Genomic DNA, 12625 nt, shown 5'->3' with positions numbered 1-12625 from the left:
AAAGCCATCGAGTACGCTCAGCAGCAGTTGGCGATCGCGCGAGAAATTAAAGACCGCCAAAGCGAGGGGGGGGCTCTCAACAATCTAGGACTTGCTCTCTCCAAATCTGGCAATCTCCCAGCAGCAGAGAAAACCCTACTTGATAGTATTAAAGTTTTGGAATCTCTCCGTGCTGGATTAGACGATGCCAATAAAGTGTCAATATTTGAAACCCAAACTAGCCCCTACGTCACTTTACAAAAAGTCTTCATTGCTCAGAAAAAAACTAATGACGCTTTAGAAATTGCCGAACGGGGTAGAGCCCGAGCTTTTGTGGAGTTATTGGCATCTCGCCAAGCCCCATCTGCCTCTGTCACACCTACTATCAACCCGCCCAATATCCAGCAAATTCAACAAATCGCTAAAGAGCAAAACGCTACCCTCGTCGAGTATTCAACTATTTGGAATGAAGCCCTTTATATTTGGGTCATCAAGCCGACTGGTGAAATTACCTTTCGCTCAGTTGACCTCAAATCTCTGAACATCAATCTACGCGAAGCCACTGAAGGGACAAGAGTATCTGCTGCTACCGGGAGGAGAGGATTAAACGAGCAAGATACAGCCTTAGCTGAGATGATTCGCGGCACTCGCGATGCTCTGGGTGTATCGGGGGACACTGCCAATAAACAAACAGCTAATCCCCCTGCTTCTACCCGTGCTAATTCTCGCATAATCTACCCCAAATTACAGCAAAGTTATCAACTACTCATTCAACCCATTGCCGATCTTTTACCTACTGACCCGAATGCTCCTGTCATCTTCATTCCCCATAAATCCCTGTTTTTAGTTCCCTTTGTCGCCTTACAAGATCCGACAGGTCAATATCTGATTGAAAAACATACCATCCTCACCGCTCCCGCCATTCAAATTTTACAGTTCACCCACCGATCGCGGCAAAAAGTCCGACGACTTTCTGTACAAAATAACCTCGTCGTCGGCAATCCAACCATGCCCAAAATTGGCACCCCGCCGCAGCAATTACGTGCCTTACCGGGCAGCGAACGGGAAGCAATTACAATTGCCCAACTTCTGAATACTAAACCGATTACAGGCTCTCAAGCGACTAAAGCATCGATTGTTCAACAGATGCTAAAAGCCCGGATTATTCATCTGGCAACTCACGGATTACTCAATGAAGTGAAGAGGCGAGATTTACCGGGAGCGATCGCCCTGAGTCCATCAGGAAATGATGACGGATTGCTGACTTCGAGTGAAATTTTGGATTTAAAATTAAATGCTGAATTAGTGGTATTAAGTGCTTGCAATACTGGCCGAGGAAAACTCACAGGTGATGGTGTGCTTGGGTTATCTCGTGCTTTCATTAGTGCTGGTGTTTCCAGTATTATCGTTTCTCTGTGGTTAGTGCCGGATGAGCAGACAGCGGAATTAATGGGAGAATTCTATCGCCAGTTACAGAAAAACCCGAATAAAGCTGAAGCTTTACGGCAAGCAATGCTGATTACAATGAAGATGCACCCAAATCCGCAAGATTGGGCCGCGTTTACGCTGATTGGCGAAGCAGAATAAGATTTTTTTCGGTGCTTGCTACACTGCTTGAGGGTTGCAGCCAAACAAATCGGAGGTGGAGGCAAAAACATCTTTGTTAAGAATTAAATGCCGATCGCCATCTCGACTGATTAACCCTTGCTGCTGCAATTTTCCCAGCATTCGAGTTACTGTTACCCGCGTTGTGCAAATGGCATTAGCAATATCTTGATGTGTCAAGCGGATATTCAAACGAGTTCCCTCAACCACAGGCTGACCGAATTCCTGTTGCAATAATAGCAGTAGCTGATACAAACGGTCATCTACTCGCCGCTGTCCGGCGATCGCCAAAATTGCTTCCATTTGCCGCAGTCGCCGTACCATTTGAGGCAGCAACTCGTGAGCCAATTGAGGAGAAGCTTCGATTTCCACCATAGAATACCACATCAAATAAATATCTGATGTCGCCGTAGCTCGGTAAGTCTGCAAGTTTGTCAACCACAAACCGAAGCACATCGAAGGCCCAACCCAACCCAAAAGTCCTTCTTCCCCGGTTGGATAAAGCGTGCTCAGTTGTGCTAGACCTTGACAGACTCGCCAAAGACCGTGCGACATCATAGGAATGGTTTCGCCCTTGGCATAAAAATGCAAGTTTCGAGTCGCTCCTGTGTTATGCTGGACTTCCGCTAAAAGTGCTTTGGATGTTGGTGGCATATCCGTTATTTCCAGCTAAAAAACACTGGTCTGAGACCTACGCCTCTCACTCTAGCCGGCCAAGGTAAAGGTTTGGTAATCGTCTGGTTAGCGGCAAGATAAGCTTTAGTCATTAGTTGTTATAGCAATCATAAATGAGTCGTAAACTTTTTACCCCACCCCAACCCTCCCCTTATAAAGGGGAGGGAGTAAGAAATTCACAAATGATTTAGGATTGCTATAGTTGTTAGTTGTTAGTTGTTAGTGATTTTTTGTTATAAAATGAGTGAGATCCGGGTGGATTATGAAAAAAAATCCTCGTTATTGTGGGCATTTTAAATAAATATTTAAGTGGAAGAATCAATCAGAGTATTTGTTAATAAATAGTTGGTCGCTCGAGGTTTTATAGAAAACAGAGCCGAGTTCTGAAGTTCGATCGCACGGACAGGCCCGCCGAGTCAACTGCTGCTATCTTCTGCCACAACCTTCAAGAACTTCTAAAATAGTTCAAGAAGGTATCAAAAGACAAAGTAAGGTTTTTCATGGCCGATCAATTAATTCGCGCTACAGCCGCAGAGGGCGGAATTCGCGCTGTAGCCGTCATTTCCACCCGCCTTACCGAAGAAGCAAGACAGCGGCACAAGCTCTCCTACGTGGCTACAGCGGCCCTCGGGCGCACGATGTCGGCAGGGCTGTTACTCGCCTCCAGCATGAAGCGGCCCGAATCGAGAGTCAACATTCGCATCAAAGGAGATGGGCCGCTGGGGGGGCTTCTGATTGATGCGGGACTCGATGGAACAGTTCGAGGTTATGTGGACAATCCCGAAGTGGAACTGCCACCCAATGCTAAAGGCAAACTCGATGTGGGCGGGGCAATAGGTGACGGTTATTTGTACGTGGTGCGGGACGTTGGATACGGTTTCCCTTACTCAAGTACGGTAGAATTGGTTTCCGGCGAAATTGGCGACGATCTGACTCACTATTTGGCAACCTCGGAGCAGACGCCTTCGGCTCTGGTTTTGGGGGTGTTTGTGGGGGCGGGCGGGGTACAAGCGTCTGGGGGTGTGCTGTTGCAGGTTCTGCCGAAGGCGGCAACGGACGAAAAATTGGTGCAAACTTTAGAATCTAGAGTTGCTGAATTGTCGGGCTTTACGCCACTGCTGCTATCGGGCAAAACGCTGCCCCAGATTCTCGAAGAGTTACTGGGAGATATGGGCCTGGAAATTTTCCCGGAAACTCAGATGGTGCGGTTTCACTGCGGCTGTTCGTTCGATCGAGTTTTGGGAGCTTTGAAAATGTTGGGCGAAGCGGAACTCCAAGACATGATTGAAAAAGATGGCGGGGCTGAGGCTACGTGCCATTTCTGCAACGAGGTTTACAAAGCTAACAGCGACCAACTTGCAGAACTGATCGGCGATTTGCGATCGAACTCCGGTTCTTGAGACAATAATGTGTAATTGGCAATAATGAGTGCGAGTCGGGATGAAGGCCTTGACCAATTGCCAATTACCCATTATCAATTACCTAATCACAAAATTTTGATTTTTGTGGTTTGGCGATCGTCTCTTGTAGTCTTTCGCCTGCTGGAGTATTTAAAAGTGATGAATACATTCTATAGAGCAGTCAATAGCAGCGATCGCTGTTTTGAAATAATTAAGACAGGCGGGTTGTTGTTTGTGGTGAGGATATGAGTCAAGATCGCAAAACACCAGGCCGTTGGTCTGCATCAGAATCCTTGGAGTCAACAAAGGATACTTCGTCGCTGGTGCGGTTACCAGCAAGGAAAAACCGGGCTGAACGACTTAAAGAGCTCCGAGAGCTGGTTACTTCGGGAAAACTGCCGGGAGGGCATTTGGAACTACGGCCGAATTTGTCTGGGGAAAACTCGCAGCCGCCTGGGCCACACAAGTTGTGGCGGAGCTGGTCGAATAAGTGGCAGTTTTGGCTGGCGGTGAGTTTGCTGCTGTCGGTGGGTATGGGGTTTGTGGCAATTGCGTCTTTGCTCAACCTGACCTCGCAGTCGAATTGCTCAAAGATTTTTTGGCCGACGGCTTCTGCTAACGATCGCTTTTTTTGCGCTCAAGAAGCAGCAAGCAAGCGGACGGCAGATGATTTGCTGTTGGCGATCGAATTAGTGAATGCTTTGCCACAAAACCATCCGCTGCGGCCGAGAATTAACGGTCAAATCGCTCGGTGGTCGGAGGATATGCTCAGGCTGGGAAATGCTAGTTTCCAAGAAGGAAAGCTGCAAGAGGCGATTGCGATAGCGAAGAAGGTTCCTCAAAACGTTCCTGCTTACCCGGCGGTGGAAAAGCAGATTGAAAAGTGGCAGTCGATATGGAGCGAAGCAGAGAAAATTTACCGCACGGCCGAAGACCACTTGCGTAAGGAAGAGTGGACGCTGGCTTTCCGCCAAGCTACTTTGCTTTTGGATTTGGGAAATACTTTCTGGGAATCGACTAAGTACGAGGAATTGACTAAGCTAATTCAGGCGACTCGGACTGAGGGCAATAAGTTGGTCAAAGCCCGGAATACAGCCTCGGAGGGAGGTCTCGACAATCTGGTGGCGGGGATTAAGCTGGCTCAGGGAATTGGTCAAAAGAGTTATTTGTATCAAGCTGCCAATAAGGCGATCGCGGAATTTAGCAAGAAAATTTTGGAGATCGCCCAAAAACGCTTGCAGGCTGGCGATTGGCAGCAGGCGATCGCGATCGCTAACAAGATTCCCGACACTGCAAATTTAAGGGAACAAGTACAAGATTTTAATGAGTTGGCGAATGCTACTTCTCAGGCTTTGACTGGCTCTGTTGAGGGTTTCTCCAAGGCGATCGAGATTGCTCAAAAGTTGAATTCGGGTCGCCCTTTATACAAACAAGCTCAAAATTTAGTCGGCCGCTGGCAGCAAGAAATGGCTGATGTGAAAGTTTTGGATTTGGCAAGCAGGCTGGCGGCGCCGGGAGGGGTAAATGATTTGAGGGCTGCGATCGCGCAATTGCAAACAGTCCCGGAATCAAATCCCCGCTCCCAGGAAGCTCTCCGTCAAATTAGCAGCTTGAGCCGTCAAATCGAGCTGCTGGAAGACAGTCCGTATTTACAAAGAGCGAACGATTTGGCGAGTACCGGCGATCCGAATTCTCTGGAGGCTGCTGTGGCTCAAGCTTCTCGGATAGCTAGAGGTAGGGCGCTTTACGTGGAAGCTCAAACCAAAATTCAAGCTTGGATCGAGAGGAGACAGCGACTTGTTGACCAGCCGTTTTTGGATAGAGCTCAGCAGCTAGCGGCAGGCGGCAATTTGGCGGGGGCAATTGAGATGGCCCGCCGGATTCGATCGGGACGGGTGCTTTATGAGGAAGCTCAATCGAACATTCGGGCTTGGGAGGCTCAATTTGAGGGCGAGCAAGGTTTGCAGAACGCCCGTCAGGCAGCCCGAGCGGGGACTGCGGAGGCTCTGCAAACGGCTATTGCGCTGGCCCTTCAGGTGCCGGAGTCGAGTTCGCTCCGGTGGCAGGCGAGTGAGGCGATTGATGAGTGGAGCCAGCGGATTTTGGCGCTGGGTGTGGAACAGTCGTCGTCGGATCTGGCTGGGGCGATCGCGACTTTGAAAAAAATTCCCTCGGGTACTCGGGCTTTTGAGCAAGCTCGATCGCAAATCGAAGTTTGGGAGGAGTCGCTGAATCCTTCGGATGCTGAATCTCCCCCTCCCGATCCCCCGGAAACTGAGCCTCCGAGCAGCCCTCCGAGTCGGTAAATTTGAGGGTGAGAAGGTGCTAACTAATATCTTTACTTATCTGTATTAGAGAACCAAAAATGAAAACGCCCAAGCAAGTTCTCGAAGACTGGGTTTCTGCTTATAACGCTCATGACCCTCACGCCCTGATCGAGCTTTATCACGACGATGCAGAGAACCATCAAGTTGCCTTCGGCGATCCTCTCAACGGGCGTGAGGCATTGCTTGAGAGTTTTGTTACCTTCTTCCAAGCCTTTCCCGACAATTACACGCACGTTGAGAATCTGTTTGAGGATGGCGAGTGGGCGATCGTCGAGTGGACTGGTGGCGGCACATTTCTAGGTGAGTTTGGTGGCAACCTACCAACTGGCAAAAGTTTTACGCTGCAAGGCTGTGGCTTCTTTCATGTTGTTGATGGCAAAATCCATTTTCAACGCGGTTACATAGACAAGCACACTTGGTTCATGCAGCTTGGGTTACCCATATCCTAAGCTTCCAGTGGTGCAACTGTACAATTATTTCGCATCAAGTCTTTGCTGACTAAAACCTGCGTTGCAGCTAGATACTACCGAAAAATGGTGCTTTTTCCTGATGCTTGCAATCCCATTAAAATGACTAATTCCAGAGCCTAAACATCCGCCGGATTGAGGTGCATCATGACCCAAGTGGTGTAAGTGCCGATCGGACTCCAAAGTATGTAAGGCAGCAATAACAGGGCGGCAGCCTCGGAAACTTGCAACACAGTTAAAGCTAGTATTACGCTTAAAATAGCGCCCGTTCCGCCGATTATTGTGCCGACTTTTAGGCTCCTAACTTTGCACATAACCGAGGTGTAAGACATAGTTACTATTTCTAAAAGCAGGTACAAACCCATTCTCAGCCAAGTCTCCTGAGTTCCCGGTTCTTTTTCCCAAACAATCACTGCTGACCAAGCTGCACAAATAAAAATTACTGTCCAAATTAGGGGAATTGCTCTTTCAAATACTAGCCATCTCGGACGCCGCAAGCGGTTGAACCATTGGATGTCGCTGGGCGGGATTAAGTTAGCTGCTAGTGCTACTATCAAGGCGACGCCTCCAATTACCATCCAGGATTTAATCATTTTTTTACCTTGGGCGAGGTTGACAGGTTCAATTCAGCAGATATTATCTCTAATTTTGGCGATCGCGCAATCTGTCCCTAGTTATATTAGGTTTGGTTCCGTCGCGAAACCCAACATCAGTTGAAAAGTAATTTAGACTTCGGGGAAATCTCAATTTATTTTTTTATATTCCGTTTCATAATATAAAAAATGTGGCTCTTGCTGCCTCCCCTTGAAAAGGGGAGGGTTGGGGTCTGCTTTTCAGTAAAATTGACCAGTAAATTGAACAAAAACTCTCTTAGTCTTTCAAAAAAATCGGCGACTAGCCGAGCCGATGATGCTGTTCTAATTCTAAACTAGAGTCATTCTCTTTTTTGGGAACCAGAAGCGTATTTTCACTGCTGGGTTGCAACACGGCTTTAATCACTTGGAGAAAACGGTTAGGCTTTTTGGTTTGACCGTTGAGAGTGCGCCGCTCTTGCACTTTTTTAGAAAGGTGCCTCATCACAGATAAATCGAGTTCATCGATGAAATGGTCTGCTATACGTTCTCCCATTAAATCAATAGCTTCAGCATACTGATCGGTTAGCGTTTCTATGGCATCGTATGCTTCGTCAGCAACTTGACCTGCTACTGTTTTATTTTGGTCGCCCGGTGTCTGGGAATGGCTGCGGCGTCGGTCTAAAAGACTTTGGTAATCCGCAATGCTCATTCCCAAATTGTAGAGATGGTGGTGAGCGTGATCCATCAAATCTACTTCACTGGGATAGAAGAAACCACGAGTGCTGTTGATGCCGTGCAGTTTTGCCCAACGCCGCAGATTTGTCTCATCTTGCAGTTGGTATCGCTCCAACATTTGAGCTGTGTTCAGCTCTACTTCTGGCGTAACTTTGAAATCGCTCATCGGTAAATCCTCGCTGGTGAGTAAATAAATAAAATTGAAACTTAGAATCTGTGATTGGCGTACAGTCTGAAAATGACGATCAATACTGTGACAGCAGTGAGGGAAGTCTTGCGGGCATTTGCTAGCCGTCGATCGTGCGATCGTTGGATCGAGTCAGAGGATTTCAGGGTAGCGTACTTTTGGGCTTCGTCTCGATCGCATCCGGGAGCAAGCACACAGGGTTAATAATATAGCTGATTTATGGTTTTAACAACCGTTAAAAATAGTAAAGTTGGATTGTTGGGCTTGAATTCTTAGTAATGTTGAGCTATAATATTCTCAATAACCGTGCAATTAGTAATTTTAGTAGTTGCAAACGAGATTCTTAATATGCCTGTATACGATTATTTGTGTCCCGAAAACAACCAGCAGTTAGAAGTTTGGCACAGCATGAACCTGGAAGTTTCGACTTGGGGTCAACTGTGCGAGTTGGCTAAGTGCGAGCCTGGGGAGACTCCCGCAGATGCTCCGGTACGCCGGCTGCTGAGCGCTCCGAGATTGATGAAGCCGACATCCGACACTGATTATAAAAATTCGGGTTTCAGCAAGTATGTAAAGCGGGATGAAGGGGTTTATGAAAATGTCACGGCTAAGGATGGTGAAAGCCGTATTGTCAATCGAGAGGGCAAGCCGATTAAAGACTGAGAATCCACAATAATTAAGTTTTCAGTTGAGTGAATTAAAGATATTGGGTAGGGACACGGCAGTGCCGTGTCTTTTATTTCAGAGAATTGAAAACTCCTATATTATTCAGATTATATTATTCCGATGCAGACCCACACAATACCAGCGACCGGACATAATATTATTAGCCAAACCAATCTTTCATTTTTTGTTTTGCTTGTTCTTTAGTGTCAGCATTAATGTATACTGAAACTGTAGCTAGTGCCGCCAACAATACTCCCAAATCGTCTGTAAATCCGATGCCGACTAATATATCGGGAATGGCATCGGCGGGAGATATAAAATAGGTCAAAGCTCCAACTACAACTCCTTTTGCCCAACCAGGCACGTTTGGGTTCTGAGCCGTATAGTAGAGAATTAAAGCTTTTTCCACTACTTCTCTTCCTGCGGTTAAAGCAAAGTTTTTAAGTTTAGCCCAAAAACTGTCATCTGAATAGTTAGTTTTGGGGTTGCTCAGGTTGGTTGTGGTTCCTTTGGGGTCGATCAAATCGAGAGAGATGCCATTAGTTTTCAGCGCTGAAACACCAGACTTGAAGGATGCCGATGCCGGATTTTTAGTTGGCGCGGACTTTTGTATTTGTTTCATGTTTGCGATGAATTCCTGCATGGCTTGGATTTGTAAGTCGGAAACCGCCAGCAGTTTTTTTGCGGATTGGATCGCCTCGCTTTCTCCGCGCTGCAGCGTCTTATTTGCCCAAGCAATGTTGATTAAAAAATACATGACTCCCAAACGCAGCGTTTCTTCTGACTGGCGGAGTGTTTGCAAACAGTCGCTGAGTGATGGGGGACTGACTGTGTAGGAGTGGATTTGAGTCTTTGCAGAGTCAGAAAATTTCTCTAAATTTATGGTTTTAAATAACAAATCTAGTTCGTCAATATCAACGGAACCATCGGCGGCTGCCATCGCAAACAAAGAACCATAAAAAGCCTTAAGTTCGGTTTCTGAGGATGTGGCAAAAATATCTCTCTCGGACACGATGCTACTCCGATTGATAATGATGCTTTGCATTTTACCATAAAACTCAGCGCGCTATGATTGCAGAAATCGGCAATAATTTTAGAGAGCATGACACAATGGAGAATTTTTTATGAAAGTTGCGATCGTCGGCTGCGGCTATGTGGGTACTGCGACAGCCAAACATTTACGCGGCAAATCTGATTGTACCGTGACGGCGACAACTACGACGGCGACGCGAGTAGTTGAGTTGGAGGGTGTCGCGCAGCGGGTAGCCGTGCTCAAAGGAAATGACAAAGATGCAATGACGGCTGTACTGCAAGAACAAGATGCTGTTATGCTGTGCGTCGGTGCTCCAAATCCTCATGCTTATCGGGAAAGTTATTTAGATACTGCGACAACTTTAGTATCGGTTTTACAGCAGATACCAACAGTAAAGCAGGTTATTTATACGGGTACTTATTCTGTGTATGGCGATCGCCAAGGTGAAGTGGTAAATGAAGATTCACCCGTTGCGCCGGGTAATCCAAACAGTGAAATTCTCGCAGAAACCGAACGGGTGTTATTAGCAGCATCTAATGCCAATCTTCACGTCTGCATTCTCCGTTTGGGAGGAATTTATGGGCCAGGGCGAGAATTAGTTAAAATTTTTGGACGTTGGGCTGGGAACACTCGTCCCGGTGCGGGGGAAGATGCTACTAATTGGGTGCATCGGGATGATGTTGTTGGGGGGTTAACTTTTGCTTTGGAAAATCGATTGCAGGGAATTTATAATTTAGTCGGGGATGTGTCGCTATCCAGTCGCGAATTACTCGATCGCATTTTTGAAACTCACAATTTGCCTAAAGTTTCTTGGGATGGAAGTCCTAGCGTCCGGCCTTATAATGCGAGAGTGTCGAATCTCAAGATTAAGGCGGCTGGTTATCAGTTTGTTCATCCTGAGATTCGGGAGTTTTAGTTGGGCGATCGCTCTTTTTTTAGGTGCGCAATTAACAAGGCGATCGCTCTTCGATTTATATCAACTCCGGTCAATAGCTCACAATATATGTTCGCAATTAACAAGGCGATCGCTCTTCGATTTATATTAACTCCGGTCAATAACTCACAATAATAGTGTTGGATATTTATCTGGGAAGACTTTTGATCACATCGGTTCTCACTACAAACTTAATTAATTAGAATTATTGACGCGGACTTGATATTATTGACAGATAAAGGTAAAGCTATAAAGGGTGTTCCCGAACTAATTGTAGATGCACTCTCTGGAAATTTATCGGCTGGTATCATTTACAACCGCTGAAACAAATCCATCTGATAGCGTTTGTGATGACCTACTATATCTATCCCGAAATTTTGTTTGCGCGGATCGCCCAAATGTTTCAAAAACTGTGCAGACTCTTGGATAAAGGTATCGTGAACTATGTCACCATTCAGGATGAAACTTTCCACTGGATACCGAAAGTGAACCATCAAGAGATAACCTCCTGGAAGTAACTGGTCAATAATTTTTTGCTTGGTTGTCAGGAGGTCTGGCATTGTCAAATAATAGCCCACTTCTGAGAATAAAATTAAATCGAACTTCTCAGTTGGGAACTGCTGGGGTATCTGCATCTGCTCAAATCGCACCTGTGGGAGATCGCGGCAGCGTTTCCGCGCTTCCTCTAATCCTACTTCTGAATAATCTACTGAAAGCAATCTGTCACATTTTTTGGCAAGTTTCTGGGTGAGGACGCCGATAGCACATCCGATTTCAAAAGCATTTTTGAATCGGACTTTTGGCAAGGATCTGAGCGTTGTTCTGAATTTACTGGTTTCATAAAAGCTAGAGGTGTATCTCCAAGGATCTTTACTTTGGCGATAGGTTTGATCAAAAAAGCTGGATGGTACTGATTCCGGTTCTGAAGGTTTCATTGTTAACCTCTGTAAGTTACATAATATCTAGCTAAATATACTACCAAAAAATATAGATTCAGGACATACTAAAGAATTTAACTTTTACACTATCTGTAGAGTTAAGGTCCTGACGGGGTGACAACCCCGTCAAAAGTCCCACTGGTGGCGGATTTGGTCAACTTGAGCTAAAAAAAGATGGGGTCAGAATTGTTTAAGTGTCCCCATCTACATAATTATGTTTCCTCAATTTTACCAAAACCATCTAGAAAAACAACTCAAACCGGCACAATACCATACACTCAAGTCTTTGGTATATATCTTACAAAGCCATAAACAAGTTAGCATTGAATTATTGGCTTCTTTCTGGCCTTACCCAATTCAATTTGAGAGTCGAAGGCGCAGCTTACAAAGATTTCTGCAATTAGACTGCCTCAAAATAGAAAGTCTGTGGTTTCCGCTTGTTAAAGAAATCTTGAAAGCTAAGTTTCAGAAATCTAAACCTTTGAAACTGGTCATCGATCGGACTCAATGGCGGACTCATAATGTATTTATGCTTAGCCTAGTTTGGGAAAAACGGAGTATCCCTTTATACTGGCAACTGCTAGACAAGAGAGGATGTAGTAATATTGACGAACAAAAAGCTCTAAGTAGGTAGGCGGTAAAAAACCAATCTATGTAACAAAACATTAAGTTACCTAATTGGAGTTAAACTTAAGACGTTGTGTAGTGTAATTCCCCCTTTGTCCTCTAACTTCTACTCCATGAATTACGGCGTAGGCGAGTTCTAACTCATCATCAAACAAATGTCGCAGCCAATTCATCTTTTTTAATGTGTTGCCACTCCAATTCAATGGGGAGCATGTCACTTTTGCAGTGAGCAATTATACTTATCCAGCTTTTCCCTGATTACCAATTAAGCCGTTTAAGTAAGCACAACGATGAGCTAATACTTGTCCCACATGTTCTGATTTCCAACTAGCTCCTGATATTTTAATTCGTCTGGCTATTTGCTTAATCCCTGATTCTACCGCTCCTGAACCAATTGAAGAGATGCCATCCCTTGAGCAAACTTCATAGTTAATAATCCTTTGTTTGTGCTTTTCTAAATATTTGCAAAAATTCACT

At 45.7% G+C, this 12625-nt stretch carries 13 protein-coding genes and 1 pseudogene; 7 read left to right on the top strand and 7 right to left on the bottom strand.

The window, feature by feature from the left end; all coding sequences use genetic code 11:
- Positions 1-1566 (top strand): CHAT domain-containing tetratricopeptide repeat protein (locus QUA62_RS28215; protein ID WP_333408121.1); only part of this gene is annotated, 1566 nt, incomplete at its 5' end.
- 18 nt (positions 1567-1584) lie between these two features.
- Here QUA62_RS28215 and QUA62_RS28210 read toward each other — a convergent pair.
- Positions 1585-2238 carry a Crp/Fnr family transcriptional regulator gene (locus QUA62_RS28210; protein WP_333408120.1) on the bottom strand — a complete coding sequence of 218 codons (654 nt, stop codon included), beginning with the start codon at positions 2236-2238 and terminating at the stop codon, positions 1585-1587.
- Between the two features lie 521 nt (positions 2239-2759).
- On the opposite strand from QUA62_RS28210, the gene hslO reads away from it, so the two are divergent.
- Genes hslO through QUA62_RS28190 form a run of 4 tightly spaced genes read left to right on the top strand, consistent with a single transcriptional unit; the run spans position 2760 to position 6435 of the window.
- Positions 2760-3659 (top strand): Hsp33 family molecular chaperone HslO, encoded by a 900-nt coding sequence (gene hslO / locus QUA62_RS28205; RefSeq protein ID WP_333220755.1) that lies wholly within the window; start codon positions 2760-2762, stop codon positions 3657-3659.
- A gap of 24 nt (positions 3660-3683) precedes the next feature.
- On the top strand, positions 3684-3908 hold the full coding sequence (locus tag QUA62_RS28200) for a hypothetical protein (RefSeq protein WP_190655615.1): 225 nt from the start codon (positions 3684-3686) through the stop codon (positions 3906-3908).
- The gene (locus QUA62_RS28195; protein ID WP_333408119.1) at positions 3905-5965 is read left to right on the top strand and encodes a hypothetical protein; all 2061 of its coding nucleotides are present in this window, start codon (positions 3905-3907) and stop codon (positions 5963-5965) included. Before QUA62_RS28200 ends, QUA62_RS28195 begins: the two co-directional genes overlap by 4 nt.
- 59 nt (positions 5966-6024) lie before the next feature.
- On the top strand, positions 6025-6435 hold the full coding sequence (locus QUA62_RS28190; protein ID WP_333408118.1) for an ester cyclase: 411 nt from the start codon (positions 6025-6027) through the stop codon (positions 6433-6435).
- A gap of 137 nt (positions 6436-6572) precedes the next feature.
- Here the strand turns inward: QUA62_RS28190 and QUA62_RS28185 are convergent, their stop codons facing one another.
- The 3 genes from QUA62_RS28185 to QUA62_RS28175 form a co-directional block, all read right to left on the bottom strand.
- On the bottom strand, positions 6573-7046 hold the full coding sequence (locus QUA62_RS28185; protein ID WP_333408117.1) for a TspO/MBR family protein: 474 nt from the start codon (positions 7044-7046) through the stop codon (positions 6573-6575).
- Between the two features lie 301 nt (positions 7047-7347).
- The gene (locus QUA62_RS28180; protein WP_333408116.1) at positions 7348-7929 is read right to left on the bottom strand and encodes a hypothetical protein; all 582 of its coding nucleotides are present in this window, start codon (positions 7927-7929) and stop codon (positions 7348-7350) included.
- Positions 7930-7970: 41 nt separating this feature from the next.
- On the bottom strand, positions 7971-8144 hold the full coding sequence (locus QUA62_RS28175) for a hypothetical protein (protein WP_333408115.1): 174 nt from the start codon (positions 8142-8144) through the stop codon (positions 7971-7973).
- 154 nt (positions 8145-8298) lie between these two features.
- On the opposite strand from QUA62_RS28175, the gene QUA62_RS28170 reads away from it, so the two are divergent.
- Entirely contained in the window at positions 8299-8613 is a 315-nt protein-coding gene (locus QUA62_RS28170) for a zinc ribbon domain-containing protein (protein ID WP_333220744.1), read from the top strand.
- 163 nt (positions 8614-8776) lie between these two features.
- Here QUA62_RS28170 and QUA62_RS28165 read toward each other — a convergent pair whose 3' ends face one another.
- Positions 8777-9661, bottom strand: a complete 885-nt coding sequence (locus tag QUA62_RS28165) for a YkvA family protein (RefSeq protein WP_333408114.1) — start codon at positions 9659-9661, stop codon at positions 8777-8779.
- 79 nt (positions 9662-9740) lie between these two features.
- Between QUA62_RS28165 and QUA62_RS28160 the strand changes: the two genes are divergently transcribed.
- Entirely contained in the window at positions 9741-10565 is an 825-nt protein-coding gene (locus QUA62_RS28160) for an NAD-dependent epimerase/dehydratase family protein (RefSeq protein ID WP_333408113.1), read from the top strand.
- Positions 10566-10894: 329 nt separating this feature from the next.
- On the opposite strand, the gene QUA62_RS28155 is transcribed toward QUA62_RS28160, so the two are convergent.
- The gene (locus QUA62_RS28155) at positions 10895-11518 is read right to left on the bottom strand and encodes an SAM-dependent methyltransferase (protein WP_333408112.1); all 624 of its coding nucleotides are present in this window, start codon (positions 11516-11518) and stop codon (positions 10895-10897) included.
- Between the two features lie 869 nt (positions 11519-12387).
- Positions 12388-12625: pseudogene (locus QUA62_RS28150) on the bottom strand (ISKra4 family transposase); the annotation flags it as partial.

This window comes from Microcoleus sp. MON1_C1 (genome assembly GCF_036701945.1).
GTDB lineage: Bacteria > Cyanobacteriota > Cyanobacteriia > Cyanobacteriales > Microcoleaceae > Microcoleus.
This window is presented reverse-complemented; position numbering and strand designations above follow the sequence as displayed.

What these genes read in the sequence shown, in the direction of transcription:
- QUA62_RS28210 (WP_333408120.1), bottom strand. Translation starts at nt 2,238, where the DNA reads ATGCCACCAACATCCAAAGCACTTTTAGCGGAAGTCCAGCATAACACA.
- hslO (WP_333220755.1), top strand. Translation starts at nt 2,760, where the DNA reads ATGGCCGATCAATTAATTCGCGCTACAGCCGCAGAGGGCGGAATTCGC.
- QUA62_RS28200 (WP_190655615.1), top strand. Translation starts at nt 3,684, where the DNA reads ATGAGTGCGAGTCGGGATGAAGGCCTTGACCAATTGCCAATTACCCAT.
- QUA62_RS28195 (WP_333408119.1), top strand. Translation starts at nt 3,905, where the DNA reads ATGAGTCAAGATCGCAAAACACCAGGCCGTTGGTCTGCATCAGAATCC.
- QUA62_RS28190 (WP_333408118.1), top strand. Translation starts at nt 6,025, where the DNA reads ATGAAAACGCCCAAGCAAGTTCTCGAAGACTGGGTTTCTGCTTATAAC.
- QUA62_RS28185 (WP_333408117.1), bottom strand. Translation starts at nt 7,046, where the DNA reads ATGATTAAATCCTGGATGGTAATTGGAGGCGTCGCCTTGATAGTAGCA.
- QUA62_RS28180 (WP_333408116.1), bottom strand. Translation starts at nt 7,929, where the DNA reads ATGAGCGATTTCAAAGTTACGCCAGAAGTAGAGCTGAACACAGCTCAA.
- QUA62_RS28170 (WP_333220744.1), top strand. Translation starts at nt 8,299, where the DNA reads ATGCCTGTATACGATTATTTGTGTCCCGAAAACAACCAGCAGTTAGAA.
- QUA62_RS28165 (WP_333408114.1), bottom strand. Translation starts at nt 9,661, where the DNA reads ATGCAAAGCATCATTATCAATCGGAGTAGCATCGTGTCCGAGAGAGAT.
- QUA62_RS28160 (WP_333408113.1), top strand. Translation starts at nt 9,741, where the DNA reads ATGAAAGTTGCGATCGTCGGCTGCGGCTATGTGGGTACTGCGACAGCC.
- QUA62_RS28155 (WP_333408112.1), bottom strand. Translation starts at nt 11,518, where the DNA reads ATGAAACCTTCAGAACCGGAATCAGTACCATCCAGCTTTTTTGATCAA.